Raw genomic sequence first — 22093 nt, 5'->3', positions numbered from 1 at the left:
GGCAGTCCTAGAAACAACAGAAGGATAAAAAAAGCCCTATCCTCCTTTCGCATGTTTTTCTGCTTGATCCTTATAACTGAGTGAATGGCGAATACGGCGGCTGAAGCGGCAGGCGTGGTAACGCGGGGAAACATACATTGAAGCACATTGGGAAGATCCAGAGCCGGATGGGCGAGAGGACCGAGGATATTGGGGCGAAAGACTGAACGATATTAAGACGCGAGGCTGGACGATATTATTGAAGCGAAGGGAGGAGCGGCTGTGAATATGGATTTGCGCAACACTGCGGGGCCGGGGGATGATCCCGATGCGATCCTCGCTGGCATTATGGTGGCGACTGCCACCGCCTTTACCGCCCGGACGATCGCCGACGGCTACCGCCGCCATGTGTTTCCGGTGTGCCGGATGGATGAAGTGATTGTCAGCGGCGGAGGCGCGCATAACCGCACGCTGCTGGCAATGCTGGAGCGCCTGCTGTCGGAGCAGAAGGTGCTGACTTCGGGGGCGCTCGGAGTGAGCGACGATGCCAAAGAAGCCGTTATTTTTGCGCTGCTTGGCAACGATTTCATGCATGGTTTCTGTAATAATCTTCCTTCCGCAACCGGAGCGGAACGCCCTACCGTAATGGGGAAGCTGGCCTTCCCCTAATGGAACATAACAACGTCGTCCTGTTAGGGAGGCGTCTGTTTATTTTGCGAGCTCAATATCCGCAGGATACTCGTCAAAAGGAATAAAGGTTACCGAATCGCCCGGGTAAGCCTAGCCTTTTTTGATAGCGCTTTGAACAATGAAGATAGCAGGTCTTCTTTTACGAAACCAAAATAAACAAAAATAAAACAAAATAAAATCTGTGTTTAATTGTTGACAGCAAAACAAAATAAAGATAAAATTACATATGTGAAATATTTCACTTTAAAGCATGGTTCCGTATTTAGCGAGGCATCAAGAAGTGAATCCTTTAGGAGGCCGATGTTTATGAGCGCACATGTATTTTTTGTACCGTCTATCAATCTAATGGGAAAAGGCTGTTTGCATGAAGTTGGACCCTATATAAAAGAACTGAATTTAAACAAGGCACTAGTTGTGACGGATAAGTTTTTGATGAAAAGCGGTATTGCAGGCAAGGTCACATCCGTGTTGGATGAGATTGGCTTGGACTATGTGGTATATGATGAGGTCAAACCCAATCCGACCTGTAAAAATGTGCATGATGGCGTTCAATTTCTGCAAGAAAACGGATGTGACTTTTTAATTTCCATTGGTGGAGGATCACCACAGGATACGGCTAAGGGAATCGGCATTATTGCTACTAATGGGGGACATATAACCGAGTATGAGGGCGTTCATAAATCCAAGCATAAATCGCTGCCTATTGTCGCCATTAATACCACGGCAGGAACATCTGCTGAAATCACGATCAATTATGTCATTACGGACGAAGAGCGCAAGGTCAAAATGGTTATGGTTGACAAGAATAGTGTAGCTACTATTTCGGTCAACGACCCTGAACTGATGGTTGACAAACCCGCTGCGCTAACGGCAGCCACAGGACTAGATGCTTTGACCCATGCCATTGAAGCTTTGGTTACTCCAGGTTCCTATCCTGTTACGGATGCGACCGCATTGGCAGCAGTAGAGATTATTTTTAATCATTTGGCCCGTACAGTGAGAAACGGTCATGATATAGAAGCACGTGAGCAAATGGTTTTCGCTATATTCTTGGGAGGACTTGCATTTAATAATGCCGGATTGGGCTACGTTCATGCTATGGCGCATCAGCTTGGCGGCGTATACGATTTGCCTCATGGTGTTTGCAATGCCATGCTGCTGCCGATTGTGGAGGAGGAGAATGCCAAACATGTACCAGAGAAGTTTCGTGCCATCGCTAAGGTCATCGGTTTTGAAGATAAGGGGAAAACGGATAAGGAATGCGCAGACTATGTAATCAAAAGAATCAAGGACTTGTCGAAGGAAGTTGGGATTCCTTCCAAACTTTCTGAACTGGGTGTAAATGAAGTGGATTTGGATCTGCTTGCCGAGAACTCAATGAAGGATGCTTGCGCTCCGGGCAATCCGTTCATACCTAGCAAAGAACAAGTCATCAAGATGTTTAAGAAAATTCTTTAAATAAAAGCTGCTATTATTGTGTTAAATATTATAAGGGCTGTCCCAGGAAATCATCGATGGTCATACCCCTGTCAAGTAGACAAGTGAAAAAAGGCTAAGCAGCCAGCGCGTGCCGGTACTCAATCGGCGCGTGCTGTTTGAGTTTGGCCTGAAATCGTTGGTAGTTATAAAAGTAAATGTACTCTTCCACCGCTTGATGAATTTCCGTTTCTGACTTACCCTGGTGGAGGTACAACTTCTCGGTCTTGAGATGCGAAAAGAAGGATTGGATGCAAGCGTTATCCAGGCAGGTACCTTTGTGAGAGTGACTGCCCTTGACGCCGAATTCCTTGAGTCGTGTGTTGTACGCCGCAGACGTATACTGGAAGCCCTGGTCCGAATGGAGCACGGCACCGGATACGTCTCTTTTTCGTACCCATTGTTCCACCGTATCCAGAACGAGCTTCGTGTCATTGCGGTTTGAAAGCTTCCAACCTACGATTTCGTTGTTAAACAAGTCCTGAATGGCGGACAAGTAATAAAAGCGTGTACTGTCTGAAATATACGTAATGTCGGTCACCAGCTTTTGTTGTGGTCCTGCCGCATGGAATTTGCGTTTGAGATGGTTCGGATAAACGACAGAAGGCACGTAACTGGAGGATTTTCGCTTCTTTCGGATGACCGATGAAATCGACAGCTCCTTCATGAGACCCCACACTTTTTTGTGGCTGACGAGATAACCGAAGTAGGGATGAGCTAAATGAATAGCCATCATATGCTCTTTGATGTCATGATCCCGCACACGAATCTTGTCGCGTCGGGGCTTGGCTGCCCGCCACTTGTAGTAGTTCGCCTTGGAACTCCTGCAATGGTCAGCAATGGGGTTACAGGATGCTTTTCCCGGAGTTCCTCGATGATCCGGTAACGTTTTTGCAAATCTAGCTTCCCTCCTGGACCAGATTGTGTTCCCAGCTTTGCACCTGGGTAAAGAAATAATCCTTTTTTAAGTATTACTGTTCAATCTGATTGAGCTTATAGTTGCAGAGTAAATTAGCTCAATACTAAAAAAGATGCTTGACATAGAAGATTAGTTGTAACTATAATAGTTACAAAATATAATATGTAACTTTAATAGTTACAACTTATAAATCTGAAAAGGAGTTCTTTGAATGAAAATAGAAGTTTGGTCGGATTTTGCATGTCCCTTTTGTTTTATCGGGAAACAAAGGTTCGAAACAGCGCTTGAACAGTTTGCTAACAAGGATGACGTAAAAGTCGTTTTCAAAAGTTTCGAATTAGATCCCCACGCTCCAAAAAGCGTAAATCATGATGTGCATGACATGCTGGTCGGCAAGTATGGAATGAGCCGTCAGCAAGCGATCACGATGAATAACAATATCGGCAAGGAAGCCGAAGACGCTGGACTAGCGTTTCAGTTTGATTCGATTAAACTGACCAACACGTTTGATGCCCACCGATTAGCGAAATACGCATCGGAGCAAGGAAAAGAAAGAATATTACAAGGCTTTTTCAAGGCATACTTTACGGAAGGTCGGCATTTGGGGGATCATGAAACTTTAATTGAATTAGCTGTACAAGCAGGATTTAACGAGGATGAGATTCGCCATGTTGTTGGCGGAGATGATTATGCTAAAGAGGTCCGTGCGGATGAGGAAGAAGCACAACGACTTGGTGCAACGGGTGTTCCTTTCTTCGTCATTGATCGAAAGTATGCCTTATCGGGAGCACAATCAAGCGACAAATTCCTGCAAGCTCTGACAACTGCTTGGAAGGAATCTCAGCCGTTGCAAGTGTTAAATGACACCACTATGGACTCAGAATCCACAGATACATGCAGTGATGGCGCATGCAGCATCAAGTAATGTAGCGATCCGTAGCGTGTGTTTGCAGGTCAAAGTCCATTTCAATATTAGGCCAACATAGGATTTAAAAAAACGATTTTAAAGGAGTAAATAAATCATGTCCAACTTGTCTATCGAAGTATTTACAGGTTCTGCCCAAGCTTTTAACGTTAACTCTGCTATCGTATACGGAGAAAAGGATGCCGTTCTGGTCGATGCTCAATTTTTGATCAGCGATGCACACCGTCTGACCGCGAGACTGCTCGAGCTAGGCAAAAACCTGACGCATATCTACGTAACCCACTTTCATCCAGATCATTACTTCGGTCTTCAAGTCGTTAAATCGGCGTATCCTCAAGCTCAGGTGCTCGCTCTGGCAGAAACAGTTGAGGACATTAAAAATACATTCGGCAAAAAAATCGATCAATGGAAGCCTACAGTTGGGAACAACGTTCCAGACGTACCAGTGATCCCGGATGTACTAGATCAGGATATCATCGAACTCGAGGGACATGAACTGAAAATTAAGGGCCGTTTGCAAGGTGATACACCGAATAACAGTTATGTATGGATTCCTTCGATCAAAGCGCTCATTACCGGAGATATTGTTTATAATGATACCTTTGTATGGACGCTCGAAACCAATGCAGAATCCCGTCAGGCATGGCACCAGACTCTGGATGAACTTCAGTCGCTGAATCCTGAAATCGTGGTCGCAGGCCATCAGGCTTACAATACCGAAAATACTCCTGAAGCCATCGCACATACTCGTCGTTATCTGATTGCTTTTGATGAAGTGCTGAGCGAATCGCCGACAACAGATCAAATTATTGCCAATGTTAAATCGCGTTTCCCTGAGCTGCACACCGTTGAAATCGGATTGATCCTTGCCGCGAAAGCTTTCGGGGTGAATCATGCCAAGTAATCTGGAAATCATTAAAAGCACGTACGAAGGAGATTCCAAAGAAAACGGTGTGAAGTACCAAACCTATTTGGCTGAACATGCGGAATGGACAGAAGCAGCAGGATTTCCTTACGCTGGAACATATATCGGATATGATGAAATTTCCAAAAATGTTTTCTTCCGTCTGGGAACGGAATGGGATGGATACAAAGCAGAAGTCAGCGAGTTTTATGAAGATGGCAATACCGTTGTTGCGGTAGGTGTGTATTCAGGAACGTACAAACAGTCGGGTAAATACTTCGAAGCAGATTTTGTGCATATATGGAAGCTTGAAGATCAGAAGATTTTGAAATTCAAGCAATATGTTGATAGTTATCTGGTACAGATTGCCATGGTGTCTGAGTAATTTGTCAGAAACGCAAACAGGCCGAGGATGAATAAATCCGGTTCAAGTCCTGTTTGGTTTAATCAATGATATGTACTGATAACGACAGTTTGTTTCTAATCGTTATCGATATAAAGAGAGGGAGATTTGTAAATGTTAAGGAAGAAATCATCAATTGGAGCTATTTTGTTAGTTTGTTTTATGTTAATACTGAGTGCATGCTCTGGTACAGCGAGTGAGGCGAGTACTGCCGCAAATACAACGAACACCGGGAGCGAAGAAAGTCAAACGACAGCGGCGGATCTCAAGATCACGACATTCAATCCAGGAGAAAACAGCGTATTCGCTGTCGCCTCAAGCCTGATTGAAGGGCCGAATGAAGTAGTGCTCGTCGATGCCCAGTTCCAAAAGAACGATGCCGAGCAATTGGTCAAAATGATTCGCGACACCGGAAAGAAACTGACTACAGTCTATGTCAGCCACAAGGACCCTGATTTCTACTTCGGTCTGTCGGAGATCCGAGCAGCATTTCCTGATGTAAGGATCGTCGCTACCCCGGCCACTGTGGAAGGAATTAAAGCAACGATCCAGGCCAAGAACGATCACTGGAATCCGATCTTGAAAGAAAATGCCCCGACCGCGCAGATCGTTCCCGATGTCCTTGATGGCAATCAGCTGACAGTGGATGGGGAAGCTGTACAGGTAATCGGTCTCGACGGTTCAGATCCGTCACACACTGTCCTTTGGGTTCCGTCGAAAAAGACCATCCTGGGTGGTGTTCCAATCTTCGAAAACCAGCATGTGTGGATGGCAGATAACCAGACTCCAGAGAGTCGCGACCAATGGCGTGAGCTTCTGAATCGGATCCTTGCCCTGAATCCGGAGCGGGTTATCCCTGGTCATTACCTAGGTGAGAGCTCTGGAGATAAATCCAGTATAACCTTCACCCGAGACTATATTGCTGAATTTGAAGCTGCGGCAGAGAAGGCCAAAGATTCCAAAGAGCTGATTGCGGCGATGGAAGAGGCTCATCCAGATTTCAAGAATACAAGTGTTCTGGAAACGAGTGCCCAGGTAATCAAAGGTGAGATTTCCTGGCCATGAGTTAACGTGAACTCCGTGAATTAGGTTTAGAGGTTAATCACTGGTTACATCATTAAAACGCCCGGGTTAAAGCCCGAGCGTTTTTTGCACTTTCCTTGAAATAACATATAAAGACGTATCGTTTTCCACAGTTCTAATGGATCTCTTTAAACTCCCTCAATATGATTTGGTTTTCTCACTCAGGCTCATGAATTCGCAGGATTTCACCTTTAGCTAAGTGTCAGATAAGAAGGAAACAGAAGAGCAAGTAGCTTGGAACAATTGAAAGGGCATACAGAAATAAAGGTGAGGATAATTTACCCAATTTGTTCCATATCCTGCACGTCTCCATGTCGCCCCTAGCGATTTTCACTCCCATGTCTCAACGGGTCCGAGCCCTTTTGTTTAATGCCTCCCGATCCTCCGTGCTTCTTGTCCATCCTGCGAATGCATCAGCTGGTGAAATAACGCGCCTAAGCGGCTTGCGGAAATACTTTAACTGAACTGTAAGCTTCGCTGCTCTTGGCCAGGCTAACAAGCATTCGGGCCACCTTACCACATAATTTCATAATATATAGATTGAACTGAAAAATTTTATACCTGAAGCATGAGCCGTTCAATAATGACTTGAGGAGAGCGTTTGATGTGATTTATAAATTTCGTCACATAAGAGCGGATGACGTAGAACTTCTGGAAAAATACATGGTTCATGACATCCTGCTTGAGCCACTTCCAAAGACCTTCTGCGGGATTGAGTTCCGGGCTATATTTGGGTAAATAGACAAATTGCAACCTTGGATTCTTTCTCAAAAAAAGGCTGAATCGCTTTAACATGGTGAATACATGCGTTGTCCAAAACAACCACCAAGTTTCCCGCGTACGTCTCTAAGATGTCCATTAAGAAGCGTTCAAAGGCCTTCGCATCGAGTTCTTCTTCACGGTGAGTGACATACCCGGTTTCGTAGTCGATGGCCGCAAACAGTTTGGCTCCCTGATGTTGTCCATAGGTGGGGATCTTTCGTTGTTTCCCTTTTGGAAACCAGTTGTAATTGCAAAGCCATGTAGGCACGAATGGAAGACTCATCTTCAAACAGTAAATGATCATGCCTCTCTGATCCCGATAGCTTTTCCAGTATCCATTGATGGCAGGAAACGAGCGACCGAGAATCGTGGAAATCTCAGAGAGTGTCTGGCCTTCCAGATGTAAGCGAACAGCCAGATATCTCTCATACATTTGGGTGCTTTGTGTGTTTCTCATGGCCTCTGTGGGTTGTTCGATTTCGTGTTGCGTTGTCGTTCGGATCGCCACACTTTTTTTGGGTTCTTACTACTTCTTACCCATTTTAGGGGCTCTTAATTTTACGAGTTCAATCTATATAGAGATAAGACAACCCCATTGAATATTAAGGGCACGACTCTCTCGGCTAAGGCCGCAGGGGATTCTTTTTTTTCCTCCACATTCCAGCGAAAGGTTACACCATAAATGGACCAGCTTAAAATGGTTGCAGCAAGTTCTAACGTTCTTTGATCTGTATTGTTTGTTTCTCTTGTTATGATTTGAAGTATGAATTGCTCTAATTGATTCTTAATATGTTCTTCCAGGATCGGTGCCACTGAATTATATTTATGGACGCATTGGTTACTTGTGTCATGATAGTCACATAATGTAAGCCGAAATACTCAAAGTCATGTAAGAAACTTCGGGTATTTTGGCTTTTTAATGCGTCTGTGAGATGAGAGCATTCATACGTTAAACTTAAAACCAGATCAGACTGACAAAAAATACTTGATATATATAGATGTCTATGTAATAATGCTTGTATGTTAAAAAATAACGCAGCTGCACTGATAGGAACGATCAGAGACTCGATCAATAAATTGATTGTGTCTGAACTCGAATCCTATGGAGTTGAAGGGATTGTTCCTTCCCATGGTGGAATATTAATGTTCCTCTATCAAAAGGACGGGCTTTCTATCAAGGAATTGACGCAAAAAATTTCCCGTCAGCAGCCCACAGTCACGGTTTTGGTCGACAAGCTAGTGAAGCTGGGATATGTCGAAAGAAAAAAAGAAGGGGAGGATAGCAGAGTAACCCTGATATATCTGACCGATAAGGGGAAAGAGCTGGAGCCTGTATTTGAAGTGATCTCCAATAGATTAAAAGAAACCATTTATGGTGGTCTCAAAGACGCAGAAAAAGAACAACTGGAATATCTGCTGGAACATGTAAAAAACAGATTATAAATTTTTTAAAATTAATGTATAGATATCTATATGAATGCCAAAATAACAATAAAACATCTGGAGGTTATTGAAATGAAACATCTTATCATCTATGCTCACTCTAACGCTGAAAGTTTCAATCATGCGATACTGGAAACTGTTGTAAATACCTTGAAAGAAAAAGGCGACGAAGTCGTTGTACGCGATCTATATGCCCTTGATTTTCAACCTGTATTAAAACCTGAGGATACTGCCGCTATGAGAGCTGGGCAAACTCCAGCTGATATTAAAGTAGAGCAGGAATACATTTCGCAGTCCGATACGATCACCTTTATTTCTCCGATTTGGTGGACAGGTCTTCCTGCTATCCTGAAAGGTTACGTTGATCGTGTATTTGCCTACGGCTTTGCATATACGTCTGGTCCGGAAGGGATTAATAAGCTTCTTACAGGCAAAAAAGGTTTTATTGTAAATACACATGGTACACCGAATGAAATTTACGATGGAATCGGGATGACGGCAGGATTGAAAGTCACTTCGGATACAGGAATTTTTGATTTCGTTGGAATTGAATCCGTGGGTCATTTACTATTTGGAAGTATCGGCTACCTTGATGAAGATGGCTATAAAGGACTATTGAAGCAGGTCCAAGACACCGTCAAATCGGTACTGTAAAATATAAGCCAGTCTTCAAATGATGAGGTCAACCAGCATTAACTGGTTGGCCTTTTCTTCTATATAAGCTGACTCCGAATGCGTAGTGGCAATACATGAAACTTTTAAGTTCAGTTAATATAGATGCTAATATCCTTCGACGGTTTTGGAATGTCCCTTTACGATTAAGGACATGTAAACGTCAATAGGATCCTCGCTTTCAACTTTAAAACCAAACCGTTCATAAAGACGTCTGGCAGAGCTTCCTTGCAGGACATTTAAGGTTACACGTTTTCCTTTTACATCATTTTGTTCAAGCAGATTACTTAATACTTGATTGCCGACTCCTTTACCTTGGTAATTGGGGTGAATATAAAAATGCTCCAATAAATAACCGTCTAACGTCGGTTTAAAAGCTATGCAACCAACAAAAGAAGAATCTACTTCGATGATCCAGGTATGTACAGAGTCGAATGCATCACGGAAGCGTTGACGAACTTTTTCTTCATCAAATCTTCCTAACCTGGTTAAATCGTTACGCAGTACAATGGCCCGTAAATGAGCAATGGTTTCAACATCGGAATTTTGGGATTGGCGAAGAGTAAAAGGTTTCATCTAATGTAACAACTCCTCCATGTGTTAAAATTCACAAATAATTCATTGTTATTATCGTCAGCAATTCATTATAGTACATAGTATTAATAGTTAACTATATGTATTATGCGTTTTACGGAGGTTCACTATGAAAGATTATGAATTAAGGGATGATTTGAGAGAATCCGTTAACCGAATTTATGACATGGAATTATTCAGCAGCCTGACGGAGCTTATCCAAGGGGAAAACCATGTGCTTCAATATTTAGTTCAGCATCAAGATGATGAAATTAATCCATCCTTACTCAGTGACCACCTGCATGTATCCAGATCAAGAATTACGGCAGCGCTTACGGCCTTAAGAAAAAAAGGCTATGTGACTATGGAAATGTCTGAGCATGACAGACGACGAATGTGTGTAAGGCTCACATCAGAAGGTGCATCCCTGATTAAACAAAAACAAGAGAGAATTGAAGGCTATTTTGAAGCACTGGTAGAGGGTTTGGGTGATGACGATGTCAAGGAATTTATACGATTGATCGAGCATTCCATAAGTATCATGAATGCGGATTCTACTGGAAAAATAACATAATGTGAGGGTGTACAGGATGAAGTATAAAATAATAGCAGATAGCTGCTGTGACTTAACGACAGAGCTTAGAGAAGAAATGAAAATCACGACGATCCCGTTAAACATGACTTTGGGAGAAAAATGCTTTATAGATGATGAAACGCTAGATTTACCTCAGTTTATGGAAGAAATGAAAGCCTGTACAACCAAGATCGGATCGGCTTCACCGTCACCTATGCTGTATAAGGAAGCATTTCAAGGTGAGCATACTTCTTTTGCCATTACAATATCCAGCAATCTGTCCAGTTCGTATTCAAGTGCATTGGTTGGTAAGGATATGGCGGAGGAAGAAGGGGCTGATGTTCATGTATTCGATTCGAAAAGCGCGTCGGCTGGACAAATATTGTTAGCTCTAAAGTTACGCAAGCTGATCGACGAGGGGTATCATAAAGGAGAGATTATTTCTTCACTGGAAAGCTTTATTACGAAGATGAAAACCTATTTTGTGCTAGAGAACCTGGACAATTTGGTGAAGAACGGACGAATGAATAAAATTACGGGAAAGATACTTTCATTCCTGCATATCAGACCCATTTTGGGTTCAGACGGTGACGGAAATATCGCATTGTTTACCCAAGCGCGTGGTCAAAATCAAATCATTGAAAAGCTGGCAGATACGATTGAAAAAAGTGGTCGGGCTACGGAGGGGGAAAGCATTGTGATTACCCATTGTAATAATCCCGGGCTTGCGGAGAAGCTAATGAATGCGTTGAAGAACCGCTATCAATTTAAGGATATTCTGATTGTGTCCACCAGAGGAATCAGTTCGATGTATGCCAATGACAAAGGAATTATTATGGCGTTTTAAGCTATTGGAGTGAATGATACTCTCTTATTAAATCAAGGTTTATGCCAATTCGAGCCTGAGTTGGGGTAAGCCTTTTTGAAATGCGATAAACACATTGAAATACTATGAATAATATGGAGCACGGGAAAAATATGACTCATACGAGCACAAACGAAGTCATACGCAGGAATTTCAGATTTACCCGGAAGCACGGGTCGGTTGGGTGACATTGTAATAGATGGAAAGCTGCCCTCAGGCACGGAAAAGTTTGATACCGCGTTATTTGTGTCCGCAGGCGGGTATCATCACCATATTCGCGGCAATGTGTGGAATGGAGAAGGTAACCCCCATCCTCCCGCTCATGCGACAGGGGTTAAGGAAATTATACTGCTGCTTCCTGACGATGGACTTTGTGGAAGCTAAAAAACACATAGAGCTTGACGGCCATGCAACCCATGGAGAAGTGAATGAATTTTCTGCATGAGCCAAGCGGAAACAAGCTGGTGTTTGATATTAGCAGATGAGCAGGTCAGCCATACGTTAAACCGGATGTATCCATTGTTTAACTTAATTTTTTGATAACCACGGAAGCATTGACGTTGGCTTGGGTACCTCCAGCCAAGGTTTGCAGGGTAACCGCAGCGGCAGAGCTATGATTTCGTAGGGTAAGGACATCACCGGATGCTAGAGCGAGGATGGCCTGCCCTGTGTTTTGCTGCGTACCAGCTCCTGAGCCGTATATGGTTCCTGCTGCCAGAGTGCCATTGACAAATATGGCAAACTGGCCTGGTTCTACACCCGATACTGAAAAGTTAACTTCATAGTTCCCCGCATCGGTAACTGCAATCTGCGTAGTGCCGGGAGCATGGGTAATTCCAGGTGTAAGTATACCGTTCGTATCGAAAATGACATCCGCTTCTATTGGAACGACTCGGGATCCTAAGTTGTAGATATAACCAAACTGAGCTATTCCACCTGCGGTTCCTGTAGCCCCGGTGGCCCCCGTTGCTCCTGCGGTACCCGTAGCCCCAGTGGCACCTACCGCACCCGCAGGACCTGCTGGACCGACTGCCCCTGCAATGCCCGCAGGACCTGCTGGACCGACTACCCCTGCAATGCCCGCAGGACCTGCTGGACCGACTGCCCCTGCAATACCCGCAGGACCTACGGGACCTGCTGGTCCTACCGCACCCGCAGCTCCAACTGCGCCCGCAGTGCCCACAGCCCCCGCTGCGCCTACATTTCCGGCAGTCCCAACGGTGCCCGCAGTACCCACAGTGCCTGCTGCGCCCACATTTCCGGCTGCCCCGACATTTCCGGCAGCGCCCACATTTCCCGCAGTTCCGACGGCTCCAGCAGTACCCACAGCGCCCGCTGCACCTACGTTACCTGCTGCACCTATAGCTCCAGTTGCGCCTGTTATACCTAAAACATTTTGAGGTATATTTACATGGACGATTTGCTTTCTGACGACGATTTCCTTGCAAAAGCACTTTCGTTTCGAATGGCATTTTCTCTTCGGACGTTTTTTACTAAACCAAGAGCGGATAAAAACGTCTTTTTTACGGCCTTTCTTTCGTTTCAATTCGGGACGACCCAATACAAACACCTCCATATCGATTTGTTGTATACTACTCCATTCATCCAGGGCAGGCATGGACATCTGTCCAGTGGTTGATAGGCAATGATCTATTTTTGGATAAAAATGGGTATTTGTACAGGTACATTCATCTAGTTATATAAAAATAGCGCCCCCGGCTGTTACCTTGGTACACCCAAGGAACAGCGGAAGGCGCCAGAAGAAGCGGTGCCGTAATTATGAAGCGGTTTGAAGCCGTTTTTTGCGCATGTATAGGACGTACAGAATGCCGCCAAGCAGGCAGAGGATACAAGCGAAGCCTGCCAGCAACCAGGCTGAAGCGACTGCTCCGCCACGATCCATGCTGTTTCCAAGCCATAAGGGCAACAGAGCACCCCCGACTCCACCTGCACCAATCAGCAGGCTGGTGGTGGATTCTTCTGTGCCTGGCATCATTTTGCTGGCAAAAACGAGTGCGATGGAAAATATGCCGGACATGCCCAGCCCCAGGAGCGCAATAAGGACAAAGGTAACAGCAGTGCCCTTGACCAGCGGGAACACGCACAGCAGCACGGTCGCCGCCAGTGAGCTTAGGGCGACAAAGACACCATAGCCGTAACGATCGGCAATGTTGCCTGCGAACAGCCGCCCGGCGGCCATCGCCAGCCAGAAGCAGGTGACACTGAGCGCTGCCTCGGCTTGCGTCAGGCCCAGCCGCTCAATGAACATAGAAGGCAGGAAATTGGCAAGGCTCATTTCTGTCCCTACATAGATAAAGAAAAAGATGATAAACAGTGCCAGCAGCCGCCAATTTCCCGCAGGGCCCCCTTTAGAAGCTCCCGTGGACGGAGAATGTGGGGCCAGGCCGGAATGCATATGCTTTTCCCCACAACGCTCATATTCGTCCAATACGGCATCCAGCTTGCCGAAGGACCCCCGTAGCCAGGCTACGACTGCCACAGCCGCACAGACGGAGATGACAGGGAAGGCCAACCGCCACCAGCCAAGGGCGATCAACTGGCTGGCAACCGCGGGCATTGCTAACGCGCCGATCCCGAAGAAGACTTCCAGACGGCTCATTGCTGCGCCCGTTCCTTCGGTAATACCGCTAATCACGATGGTGCCGATGACCGCTTCCACCATACCGAAGCCAAAGCCGGCTGCTGCTCCGATGGCATATAGCCAACCCCATGGGGGCAGCAGTGAGTAGAGCCCTTCTGCTGCACACAGCAGCAGCAAGGCGAATACCAGCGTCCGGCGTTTGCCGAATTGCCTTGCAAGCCATGGCGACAGCAGGACGCCAGCCAGAAAACCAGAAAATTGGGCGAAGATCAGACTTCCGCCCTCCGTATAATTCCGGCCATAGTGGTCCAGCAGCACGGGCAGCAGAGACCCTACAACCACGTGCGCCAGGCCAATTAAAAAATAAGACAAGCTGCCAATCCATAGCAGTCGTTTCATGATGAACTCCTTTGATACCTGAAATTGCACTTATACTGACTATTTTGCATAAACCCCAAGAGCGATTTCAAATCAGCAATATATAGATCGAAACGGTTTAGTTCGTCTATCTATTGTACTTTCGAGCGTTGGGAATCGAATGATGCAAAATGCTGATACCGTAAAGTGAACGATAATGTGAGGTATTAAATATTTATGATAATTCCAGCACGTGAAAGCCATAGCCTTCGATGGTAACATCTCCTTCCAGGAATTCGCCGCTGAGCAGCTCATGTCCTTTTTGTTCATCCAGATGATAATTCTGTTTCTGGGCGTTATGATTCAGGATGCACAAATAAGATTTTCCATCCTTGGAGCGCACGCTGGCCTCCACACCCGCAGGAGCACGCAGCAAGGACGGAATCCCTTTTTCCTCACAAATATAGCCCAGCAGGCCGTCCAGGAAAGCTTCTTCTGGGTCCGAAGCCACATACCATGCTTCGCCTTGACCAAAACGATTGCGTGTCAGTACGGGCATTCCCTGATAAAAATCATCGCCATACTCCGCCAGCACCTCAGCACCTTCGCTATGCAGCAGGTCGCAGAGCAAGCCGCATTCATATTCCCCTTGTAATGCGCCCACCTGTTCCTTCAATACGATCCGATTGCGTGACTCCGGCAGAAGTGCGTCAATTTCTTCTATCCAAACTCCGAGAAGCTTACGTAGCTTACCCGGATATCCTCCGGTTGTGACCAGATCATTTTCATTCACAATTCCGCTGAAAAAGGTGGTGACAAAGGTACCGCCATGTTCAGTAAATTGTTCCAGCTTTTCCGCTGTACCCGGCTTGACCATGTAGAGTACAGGCGCGATAATGAGATCATATTTCTGGAAATCTGATTCCACGGAAATCAAGTCTACCTGGACGTTACGGCGGAAGAGGGCGGCATAGTATTTATGCACCTGATCGACGTAATTCAGCGCTACAGAAGGACCGCTTGATTTCTCCAGGGCCCACCAGTTATCCCAATCGAACAAAATGGCTACTTTTGCGCTTACGGTTGCATCCAGCAGTGTATTACCTAATGTGCCAAGCTCGCTGCCGAGCTGTGCCACCTCCCGGAATACGCGTGTATTCTCATGACCGACATGCTCAATCACGGCCCCATGGAATTTCTCACAGGCTCCTATGGAACGGCGAAGCTGGAAGAACATGACCGTGTCCGCGCCATGTGCTACCGCCTGATAACTCCATAACCGCATGACGCCAGGCCGCTTGAGCGAATTGTACGCTTGCCAGTTTTGCTGACTCGGTGTTTGCTCCATCAGCATAAACGGCTGCCCATCCTTAAGACCGCGCATCAGATCGTGGGCCATCGCGGTATAGCTCGGTGGGGTATTAGCCCGCGGATAGCTGTCCCAAGACACAATATCCATGTGCTTTGCCCATTTGAAATAGTCCAGTTGCTTGAAAAAGCCCATCAGATTAGTCGTTATGACAGCTTCGGGGATATGCTTTTTGATCGCGTTATACTCCAGCAAATAGCATTCCAGCATACTGTCTGAATTAAAGCGTGCGTAATCAAGGGAAATGCCCTGAAAGGTGGAGTGATTCTCGCCCCAATGCTCGCTCAGATTATTTGGAGGTACAATTTCATTCCAATCATAGAAGGTGTGTCCCCAGAACGAAGTATTCCATACCCGGTTCACTTCTTCCAGTGTTCCATATTTTTGTTTGAGCCACACCCGGAATGCAGCAGCACAGTTATCGCAATAGCAATCCCCGCCGTACTCATTGGACACGTGCCACACGAGGATCGCAGGATGATTTTTGTAGCGTTCTGCCAGTCGGTCAGCCATGCTCTCCGCATATTTGCGGTAGGTGGGACTGTTCGGACAGGAATTGTGGCGTCCGCCGAATTTTCGTTTGCGCCCGTCGGCATCGACCCTGAGAATATCCGGATATCGGGTCGCCATCCAGGCAGGGTGAGCCGCAGTGCTGGTGGCAAGACACACAAAGACACCGCTTTCATGTAAACTATCGATGAATTGATCCAGCCATTCAAAATGATATGTGATTTCATCCGACTGAATTTTGGCCCAGGAAAATACGTTGACTGTGGCGATATCAATTCCTGCCAGCTGGAACATCCGTAAGTCCTCCTGATGTGTGGTGTCATCCCACTGCTCAGGATTGTAATCTCCGCCGTAAAATACTTTAGGCAGTTTACCGCTTATCATGCCAATCACCTCTATATATAAGAATAATTCTATCTTATAATACAAGTAAACGCTTTTAAATATAATAAAATGAACATGGATATAACAATATGGATCTGCATTAAGGAATACATAACCGCGTGCGCCGGAGGTGCCTTTTATGATTTTAACTCCCCATCATTTGCGATTTTTTCTAACTACGCGTGAGCATTCTTTACCGCTTTTTATCGAAAGTATCGGATTTAACAGCAGGCAGGAGGATGTATCCCGGCCGGAGGGCTATCCCTGCTTTCACTGGATTCAGACCGTGTCCGGGGAGGGGGTATTCACTTTCAAGGGGGGCTCTTTCCGTTTGGGAGAACATGCCGGAGTTCTGCTGCTGCCGGGCGAGTCCCATGCTTACAGCCGGGCGACGAAAGTATGGCGAACACTGTACATTACGTTTGACGGACCGATAGCCGCTGCTGTGCTGACTGAGCTAGGGTTGAAGCATACACGCGGGTATCATTGGGACGCCCATAGTGAATTGCACAGCTTTGGAGAAAGTATGCTTCATTCTATGGTGAGTGAACGGGATTTATCAGGGCTGGACGCTTCGGCCAATATGTACCGCTTTCTAACTTTGCTGCGCAAACATGGTCAATACAGCTCTATGCCTTCCTTGTCTCATAATGTAGAACGTTTGGGGCCTGTGCTGGCTTTTATGGAAGAAAATTATGCCAGCCCGGATATCGGCCTGTCCGATATGGCGGTGATGATGAATGTCAGCGCCCGTCATTTGAATACATTATTCAAGCAGGCATTCGGTGTGACCTCTTACGCTTATCTGATCGTCATACGTCTGCGCAAGGCTAAGGAAATGATGACTGATTTCCCGCACTTAACGGTAAAAGAGATCGCCGAGCGCGTAGGGTTCCGTGATGTCAGTCATTTTGTGGCGACTTTCCGCAAGGCCGAAGGAATTACCCCTGAAAGGTTCAAATTATTGTATTTATAAGGGTATTTAATCGAAATACTCTTTCTTACGCGGGAATGCTCTTTTTAGGGAGCATTCCTTATTGTTTTTTTTCGGATGAGGGAGTATAAAATAATAGTTCATTTGTTTCATCAATCTGAGGTTCAGGTGACATAATAACATCTGATCCAAAGTTCTTCTGCAAAACCCTCATCCAAAGAAGGAGTTAACGAAATGCTGAGTAAAGTCAAAAGATTACTAATCGGTCGTCCACGAAAATCGACGGCTCTTGAAGATGAGAAACTAAACAAGCTTAAGGCTCTGGCCATCCTGTCCTCGGATGCGTTGTCCTCTGTAGCTTACGGAACGGAGCAAATTCTGCTTGTTTTGATTACAGCGGGCTTCGCTGCCCTATGGTATTCCATTCCTATATCCATCGCGGTATTGGGATTGCTGGTTATTCTGATCCTGTCCTACAGACAGACTATTTTTTCCTATCCCGGTGGTGGTGGCGCCTATATCGTCGCTCAGGACAATTTGGGCAGGGCACCGAGTCTGATTGCAGGCGGATCTTTGCTGGTCGATTATATTCTAACGGTAGCAGTTAGCTCGTCGGCGGGTACAGATGCCATAACATCGGCGTTTCCATCATTGCATGATCATCGGATTGCGATTGCACTGATCATGATCATCTTTTTGACCATTATGAACTTGCGCGGGGTAACGGAATCCGCCTCGGTGCTGGCTGCACCGATTTATTTGTTTGTGGTTTCGATCTTTGTCCTGATTATTAGCGGTTTCATCCATTACTTGGCAGGAGGAGCCCATGCTGCGGCACCGCAATTTGGAGCTACGGTATCCAACGTCAGTCTGTTTCTGCTGCTGAAGGCGTTCAGCTCAGGTTGCTCGGCGCTAACCGGGGTAGAGGCTGTTTCGAATGCCATTCCGAACTTCCGCAAGCCTGCTGCCAAAAATGCGGCAACTACGCTGATGATGATGGGCTTGATTCTCGGGTGTATGTTCATCGGAATCAGCCTGCTGGCTTATTGGTATGGTGTTCGTCCAAATCCGCATGAAACGGTCATTTCGCAAATTGCGAACGCCACTTTCGGGCGTGGTGTGATGTATTACATCATTCAGGGCGTGACGGCGCTGATCTTGTTTTTGGCGGCGAATACAGCCTATTCGGCCTTTCCGTTACTCGCATTTATGCTGGCTAAAGACAAATACATGCCGCATATGTTCATGGTTCGCGGAGATCGGCTTGGTTACTCGAACGGTATTCTGTTTCTGAGTATTTTCTCGGCATTGCTGGTTATCGTATTTGGCGGCAATACGGGAAATCTGATTCCGCTTTATGCTGTAGGGGTATTTATCCCGTTCACGCTTTCCCAACTGGGAATGATGATTCGCTGGATTCGTCTCAAGCCGTCAGGCTGGGTCGTCAAGCTTGCTATTAATACCGTCGGGATGCTGACCACGCTGTCCATTACGCTTATCTTTATTTTCACCAAGTTTAGTCAGGTGTGGATGGTGTTTATCTTCCTGCCGCTGGTTTTGTATTTCTTTATGAAGATCAATGGACATTACAAAAATACAGCCGAGCAACTGCGGATCGACATTACGAAGGATAAACCTATGGTCAAAGGCAATACGATCATTATTCCGGTAGCTGGTATTACACGGGTCGTGATGAATACCATCAGCTATGCCAAGACCTTGTCGGACAATGTGGTTGCTGTATATGTAGGTGTTGATGATGAAGCGATTCGCAAGATGGAGCAAAAATGGGAAGAATGGGATGTAGGTATCCGTTTGGTGGTGCTGAAATCCCGTTATCGCAGCATTATTAATCCGCTTCGCAAGTTCATTGATACGGTGGAGTGGAAAAAAGCGGATGAGGATCATATTACCGTCCTTATTCCACAATTCATCACGAAGCACTGGTGGGAAAATATTTTGCACAACCAGACCAGCCTGCTGATGAGAGCTTATTTGATCAATTACAAAGACGTTATTGTAACGACTGTTCCTTTTCATTTAAACAAATAAATCGTACAACAGTCCTTGCAAGGGAACAGGCGTATATAGCATGAAAAAATGAACATCTTTTGGCCGCATGTCGTTGCGGCTGGAGGGTGTTTTTTCCATACCGACATATTTACTTTAATGATACGTTTTGTGTATTATAGATACAAAATGTATCTTAAAGGAATGGATATGGAGGGCTACGATGCCAGGAAACAAGGGTGAAACGGGACATAACAAGCTGCAATTTGTAGATACGCTGAGAGCGCTGGCAATTATGGGCGTGTTGCTTGTACATGTCAGCCAGCACGTGGATGGATTAAACGGATGGTTGCAAAAGGGTTTGAGCTTGGGAGCGAAAGGGGTCGCTTTATTTTATCTGGCCAGTGCTTTTACACTCTTTCTGTCTTTGAGCAGACGTTCGGGTGACAGAAAAGAGCGTGTCTCGGCGTATCTGGTGCGTCGTTTTTTTCGAATTGCTCCCTTGTATTACGTTATGTTAATCATCTATTTGGTTGTGAACGGGACAGGGCCCCGTTTCTGGCTTGGGGATCAGGAAGGAGTCACTGTCGCGAATATCGCAGCTCATATCTTGTTTCTGAATGGCCTGAATCCGTACTGGATCAACAGCATCATCGGTGTGGAATGGTCCGTTGCGGTGGAATGTATGTTTTATCTGTGCGTGCCGTTATTATTTAAACTGATCCGATCGATCCGGCATGCTGCCTGGTTTGTGATGGGCACGCTCCTACTGAGTTTTGGGCTGAACACGGTGTTTGCGAATGCTCCATGGATCAGTGATCACCCGTTGTGGGGGCATTATCTGTATTTATGGTTTCCGAACCAACTGCCTGTCTTCGGACTGGGTATATTGTTGTTCCTGATATGGAAAGACGAGCGGCATTGGATAAGTGTGGACCGGTTCAGCGGCGTATTGCTGCTTGGCTCCGTACTGTTTGCTCTTTGTACAGGTATGACGGATTATCTCATCGGTGTCCTGTTGCTGCTGGGAGCCTATGCTTTGTATCACTGGCAGCCATTTTGGCTGTTAAACCGGGGATGGTCATGGATCGGTTGCCTTAGCTACAGTATGTATTTGACGCATATGCTTGCTTTGGAGATTGTAAGCCAGATTGAGCTACCATTTTCCCCCGTTGTTAATTTGACCCTTATGTTTGTTATGACACTGCTGTTGACCACAGGTTTGTCCTGGCTCACCTATTCATGGATCGAGCAACCCGGCATCCGTTGGGGGAAAAAGATCATATCACGTATGAAGTCTGTGCGCTCACAGGAAGATTCGGTCAAGGAAAGTGTTGCCTGAGCTGTAACTTCCTTCTGCATCCGATAACATTTCGTTGAAGTGCTTAAAGAAATCAATCAAATCATTGAAAAGACCTCTTGAAAAGTAGGCCACAGCCCTTTATATTCGATGTACATTCAAGTTTTTTGAATACACCGATGAGATTTGTTGGAATTGAAAAGGAGATGCACGTATGCTTGAGAAGCCTGTCGGCTTTTTGCTTTTTTCCACGCTTGAAGGAGTGGCGGTGTTTACGCTCATTCTTAGTATTTTTAAAGTTAAAATGACTCCTTATGTATGGCAAGCGATTTTTGTGAACCTGATTATGAACCTGCAAAGTTATTTGCTGCGAGAGGAATTTTCCCTCGCTTATCTGGTGCCTGTCATTAACATGCTGCTTTTTATTTTTTTGCTCGCTACGGTGGTGAAAATTCCGATTGTGTGGTCAGGCATTATGACGGTTACCGGTTATTTTGCTTATGCGGTTATTCAGTCGGTGCTTTTAAAAGTGATGTTCGGGAGCCTGCCAGTCTCTGAGCTACAGGGCGGTTCCTTGAAGGGCTATCTGCTGCAAACGATAAGTGCGGTGGCAGGACTGCTCATTACATTTATTTTGTATCGAAAAGGCATCGGATTTGCCGCTAATTTCAAAAAGCTTAAATTTAAAGCTGAATACGGTATTGTAATTACGCTCATTATTTTATCTCTCATATCCACCTCTATCGTGCTGTACTACAACGAGGTATGGTTAAATATGATGTTTTTTGCACTGGTATCGGGATTCTTCATCTATTATGCGATTGGAAAGGAGTATCGGGATGATTGAAACCATGGCTTTCAAGCTTGCTAACCAGATCAAACGGACTGTGCCGGATCATCCGGCCTCCATCCCGGTGCTTAAATATGCGCTGGCTCTCATTATTAATGCTTCCATGATTATTGTGCTGACATTAGTTGCCTCGTTCGTTACCGGGCGGACGGCAGAAGCTGTGACGATTCTGGTGGCTTTTGCCTTGTTGCGCCAAATATCAGGAGGGATCCATCTAAAAACAGGGATGGCATGTGTTGTGGCGACCTCTGTAGCTTTTACAGCCATATCCTGTATCACTTTACATGATTGGTGGACAAACCTCTTCACCGGATTATCCCTGCTTCTTGTCCTATGGTTTGCCCCGTCCAGAATTGAAAAGCAGTCTCGCATTCCATCCCGGTTTTATCCCCTCCTGCGACTGTTATCTTCCCTGCTTGTATGTACTAATTTTGTAATCGGTTCCTCTGTAGTGGCTGTTGCTTTCTTGGTCCAAAGCCTAACGTTGATTCGAGGAAGGAGGTGAGGAA

General features: G+C 45.7%; 20 protein-coding genes and 3 pseudogenes. 16 read left to right on the top strand and 7 right to left on the bottom strand.

All coding sequences use genetic code 11. From position 1 onward, the window contains the following. Positions 1-267 precede the first annotated feature (267 nt). Both QD47_RS04205 and QD47_RS04200 read left to right on the top strand, forming a co-directional pair. Positions 268-648: an anhydro-N-acetylmuramic acid kinase gene (locus tag QD47_RS04205; RefSeq protein ID WP_235332181.1), complete on the top strand. Its 381-nt coding sequence runs from the start codon at positions 268-270 to the stop codon at positions 646-648. 327 nt (positions 649-975) lie between these two features. Next, positions 976-2127 (top strand): iron-containing alcohol dehydrogenase, encoded by a 1152-nt coding sequence (locus QD47_RS04200; RefSeq protein ID WP_044644928.1) that lies wholly within the window; start codon positions 976-978, stop codon positions 2125-2127. 94 nt (positions 2128-2221) lie between these two features. On the opposite strand, the gene QD47_RS04195 is transcribed toward QD47_RS04200, so the two are convergent. Further along, positions 2222-3067 carry an IS3 family transposase gene (locus tag QD47_RS04195; RefSeq protein WP_268794222.1) on the bottom strand — a complete coding sequence of 282 codons (846 nt, stop codon included), beginning with the start codon at positions 3065-3067 and terminating at the stop codon, positions 2222-2224. 208 nt (positions 3068-3275) lie between these two features. Here QD47_RS04195 and QD47_RS04190 point away from each other — a divergent pair, with 208 nt between their 5' ends. From QD47_RS04190 to QD47_RS04175, 4 genes are all read left to right on the top strand, one after another. After that, positions 3276-3989, top strand: coding sequence for a DsbA family oxidoreductase (locus tag QD47_RS04190; RefSeq protein WP_044644927.1), 714 nt, complete (start codon positions 3276-3278; stop codon positions 3987-3989). 97 nt (positions 3990-4086) lie between these two features. Beyond that, positions 4087-4893 carry an MBL fold metallo-hydrolase gene (locus tag QD47_RS04185; protein ID WP_044644926.1) on the top strand — a complete coding sequence of 269 codons (807 nt, stop codon included), beginning with the start codon at positions 4087-4089 and terminating at the stop codon, positions 4891-4893. Beyond that, positions 4883-5278 (top strand): nuclear transport factor 2 family protein, encoded by a 396-nt coding sequence (locus tag QD47_RS04180; RefSeq protein ID WP_044644925.1) that lies wholly within the window; start codon positions 4883-4885, stop codon positions 5276-5278. The genes QD47_RS04185 and QD47_RS04180 overlap by 11 nt, the downstream gene beginning before the upstream one ends. A 132-nt stretch (positions 5279-5410) precedes the next feature. Further along, a complete protein-coding gene (locus QD47_RS04175) occupies positions 5411-6361 on the top strand; it encodes an MBL fold metallo-hydrolase (protein WP_044644924.1) in 951 nt (316 codons plus the stop codon). A 573-nt stretch (positions 6362-6934) separates the two neighbouring features. Here QD47_RS04175 and QD47_RS04170 read toward each other — a convergent pair. Then, positions 6935-7424 (bottom strand): annotated as a pseudogene (locus QD47_RS04170) (IS630 family transposase). 275 nt (positions 7425-7699) lie between these two features. Further along, a pseudogene (locus tag QD47_RS34035) lies at positions 7700-7972 on the bottom strand (TetR-like C-terminal domain-containing protein); the annotation flags it as partial. A 189-nt stretch (positions 7973-8161) separates the two neighbouring features. Here QD47_RS34035 and QD47_RS04165 point away from each other — a divergent pair. Both QD47_RS04165 and QD47_RS04160 read left to right on the top strand, forming a co-directional pair. After that, positions 8162-8584, top strand: a complete 423-nt coding sequence (locus tag QD47_RS04165; protein WP_044644923.1) for a MarR family winged helix-turn-helix transcriptional regulator — start codon at positions 8162-8164, stop codon at positions 8582-8584. A 72-nt stretch (positions 8585-8656) separates the two neighbouring features. Beyond that, positions 8657-9238: an NAD(P)H-dependent oxidoreductase gene (locus QD47_RS04160; RefSeq protein ID WP_044644922.1), complete on the top strand. Its 582-nt coding sequence runs from the start codon at positions 8657-8659 to the stop codon at positions 9236-9238. A gap of 126 nt (positions 9239-9364) precedes the next feature. Here QD47_RS04160 and QD47_RS04155 read toward each other — a convergent pair whose 3' ends face one another. Then, positions 9365-9832 carry a GNAT family N-acetyltransferase gene (locus QD47_RS04155; RefSeq protein WP_044644921.1) on the bottom strand — a complete coding sequence of 156 codons (468 nt, stop codon included), beginning with the start codon at positions 9830-9832 and terminating at the stop codon, positions 9365-9367. 127 nt (positions 9833-9959) lie between these two features. Between QD47_RS04155 and QD47_RS04150 the strand changes: the two genes are divergently transcribed. The 3 genes and pseudogenes from QD47_RS04150 to QD47_RS30490 all read left to right on the top strand — a co-directional run. Next, the gene (locus QD47_RS04150; RefSeq protein WP_044644920.1) at positions 9960-10403 is read left to right on the top strand and encodes a MarR family winged helix-turn-helix transcriptional regulator; all 444 of its coding nucleotides are present in this window, start codon (positions 9960-9962) and stop codon (positions 10401-10403) included. A 16-nt stretch (positions 10404-10419) separates the two neighbouring features. Continuing rightward, positions 10420-11250 carry a DegV family protein gene (locus tag QD47_RS04145; protein WP_044644919.1) on the top strand — a complete coding sequence of 277 codons (831 nt, stop codon included), beginning with the start codon at positions 10420-10422 and terminating at the stop codon, positions 11248-11250. A gap of 240 nt (positions 11251-11490) precedes the next feature. After that, positions 11491-11628: pseudogene (locus tag QD47_RS30490) on the top strand (VOC family protein); the annotation flags it as partial. Between the two features lie 163 nt (positions 11629-11791). Here the strand turns inward: QD47_RS30490 and QD47_RS04135 are convergent. The 3 genes from QD47_RS04135 to QD47_RS04125 form a co-directional block, all read right to left on the bottom strand. Next, complete coding sequence (locus QD47_RS04135) at positions 11792-12559, bottom strand: BclA C-terminal domain-containing protein (RefSeq protein ID WP_044644937.1); 768 nt, start codon at positions 12557-12559, stop codon at positions 11792-11794. Between the two features lie 486 nt (positions 12560-13045). Then, the gene (locus QD47_RS04130) at positions 13046-14269 is read right to left on the bottom strand and encodes an MFS transporter (protein WP_044644917.1); all 1224 of its coding nucleotides are present in this window, start codon (positions 14267-14269) and stop codon (positions 13046-13048) included. Between the two features lie 193 nt (positions 14270-14462). Continuing rightward, entirely contained in the window at positions 14463-16490 is a 2028-nt protein-coding gene (locus QD47_RS04125; RefSeq protein ID WP_044644916.1) for a beta-galactosidase, read from the bottom strand. Positions 16491-16629: 139 nt separating this feature from the next. Here QD47_RS04125 and QD47_RS04120 point away from each other — a divergent pair, with 139 nt between their 5' ends. The 5 genes from QD47_RS04120 (at position 16630) to QD47_RS04100 (ending at position 22089) form a co-directional block, all read left to right on the top strand. Next, positions 16630-17466, top strand: coding sequence for an AraC family transcriptional regulator (locus QD47_RS04120; RefSeq protein ID WP_044644915.1), 837 nt, complete (start codon positions 16630-16632; stop codon positions 17464-17466). Positions 17467-17658: 192 nt separating this feature from the next. Then, positions 17659-19476 carry an APC family permease gene (locus QD47_RS04115; RefSeq protein WP_044644914.1) on the top strand — a complete coding sequence of 606 codons (1818 nt, stop codon included), beginning with the start codon at positions 17659-17661 and terminating at the stop codon, positions 19474-19476. Between the two features lie 181 nt (positions 19477-19657). Next, positions 19658-20776: an acyltransferase family protein gene (locus tag QD47_RS04110; protein ID WP_044644913.1), complete on the top strand. Its 1119-nt coding sequence runs from the start codon at positions 19658-19660 to the stop codon at positions 20774-20776. 172 nt (positions 20777-20948) lie between these two features. Further along, on the top strand, positions 20949-21581 hold the full coding sequence (locus tag QD47_RS04105) for a hypothetical protein (protein ID WP_044644912.1): 633 nt from the start codon (positions 20949-20951) through the stop codon (positions 21579-21581). Next, complete coding sequence (locus QD47_RS04100) at positions 21574-22089, top strand: accessory gene regulator ArgB-like protein (protein ID WP_044644911.1); 516 nt, start codon at positions 21574-21576, stop codon at positions 22087-22089. The genes QD47_RS04105 and QD47_RS04100 overlap by 8 nt, the downstream gene beginning before the upstream one ends. The last annotated feature ends 4 nt before the right edge of the window (positions 22090-22093 follow it).

The organism is Paenibacillus terrae, assembly GCF_000943545.1.
Lineage (GTDB): Bacteria > Bacillota > Bacilli > Paenibacillales > Paenibacillaceae > Paenibacillus > Paenibacillus terrae_A.
This window is presented reverse-complemented; position numbering and strand designations above follow the sequence as displayed.

What these genes read in the sequence shown, in the direction of transcription:
- QD47_RS04205 (WP_235332181.1), top strand. Translation starts at nt 268, where the DNA reads ATGGATTTGCGCAACACTGCGGGGCCGGGGGATGATCCCGATGCGATC.
- QD47_RS04200 (WP_044644928.1), top strand. Translation starts at nt 976, where the DNA reads ATGAGCGCACATGTATTTTTTGTACCGTCTATCAATCTAATGGGAAAA.
- QD47_RS04190 (WP_044644927.1), top strand. Translation starts at nt 3,276, where the DNA reads ATGAAAATAGAAGTTTGGTCGGATTTTGCATGTCCCTTTTGTTTTATC.
- QD47_RS04185 (WP_044644926.1), top strand. Translation starts at nt 4,087, where the DNA reads ATGTCCAACTTGTCTATCGAAGTATTTACAGGTTCTGCCCAAGCTTTT.
- QD47_RS04180 (WP_044644925.1), top strand. Translation starts at nt 4,883, where the DNA reads ATGCCAAGTAATCTGGAAATCATTAAAAGCACGTACGAAGGAGATTCC.
- QD47_RS04175 (WP_044644924.1), top strand. Translation starts at nt 5,411, where the DNA reads ATGTTAAGGAAGAAATCATCAATTGGAGCTATTTTGTTAGTTTGTTTT.
- QD47_RS04165 (WP_044644923.1), top strand. Translation starts at nt 8,162, where the DNA reads ATGTTAAAAAATAACGCAGCTGCACTGATAGGAACGATCAGAGACTCG.
- QD47_RS04160 (WP_044644922.1), top strand. Translation starts at nt 8,657, where the DNA reads ATGAAACATCTTATCATCTATGCTCACTCTAACGCTGAAAGTTTCAAT.
- QD47_RS04155 (WP_044644921.1), bottom strand. Translation starts at nt 9,832, where the DNA reads ATGAAACCTTTTACTCTTCGCCAATCCCAAAATTCCGATGTTGAAACC.
- QD47_RS04150 (WP_044644920.1), top strand. Translation starts at nt 9,960, where the DNA reads ATGAAAGATTATGAATTAAGGGATGATTTGAGAGAATCCGTTAACCGA.
- QD47_RS04145 (WP_044644919.1), top strand. Translation starts at nt 10,420, where the DNA reads ATGAAGTATAAAATAATAGCAGATAGCTGCTGTGACTTAACGACAGAG.
- QD47_RS04130 (WP_044644917.1), bottom strand. Translation starts at nt 14,269, where the DNA reads ATGAAACGACTGCTATGGATTGGCAGCTTGTCTTATTTTTTAATTGGC.
- QD47_RS04125 (WP_044644916.1), bottom strand. Translation starts at nt 16,490, where the DNA reads ATGATAAGCGGTAAACTGCCTAAAGTATTTTACGGCGGAGATTACAAT.
- QD47_RS04120 (WP_044644915.1), top strand. Translation starts at nt 16,630, where the DNA reads ATGATTTTAACTCCCCATCATTTGCGATTTTTTCTAACTACGCGTGAG.
- QD47_RS04115 (WP_044644914.1), top strand. Translation starts at nt 17,659, where the DNA reads ATGCTGAGTAAAGTCAAAAGATTACTAATCGGTCGTCCACGAAAATCG.
- QD47_RS04110 (WP_044644913.1), top strand. Translation starts at nt 19,658, where the DNA reads ATGCCAGGAAACAAGGGTGAAACGGGACATAACAAGCTGCAATTTGTA.
- QD47_RS04105 (WP_044644912.1), top strand. Translation starts at nt 20,949, where the DNA reads ATGCTTGAGAAGCCTGTCGGCTTTTTGCTTTTTTCCACGCTTGAAGGA.
- QD47_RS04100 (WP_044644911.1), top strand. Translation starts at nt 21,574, where the DNA reads ATGATTGAAACCATGGCTTTCAAGCTTGCTAACCAGATCAAACGGACT.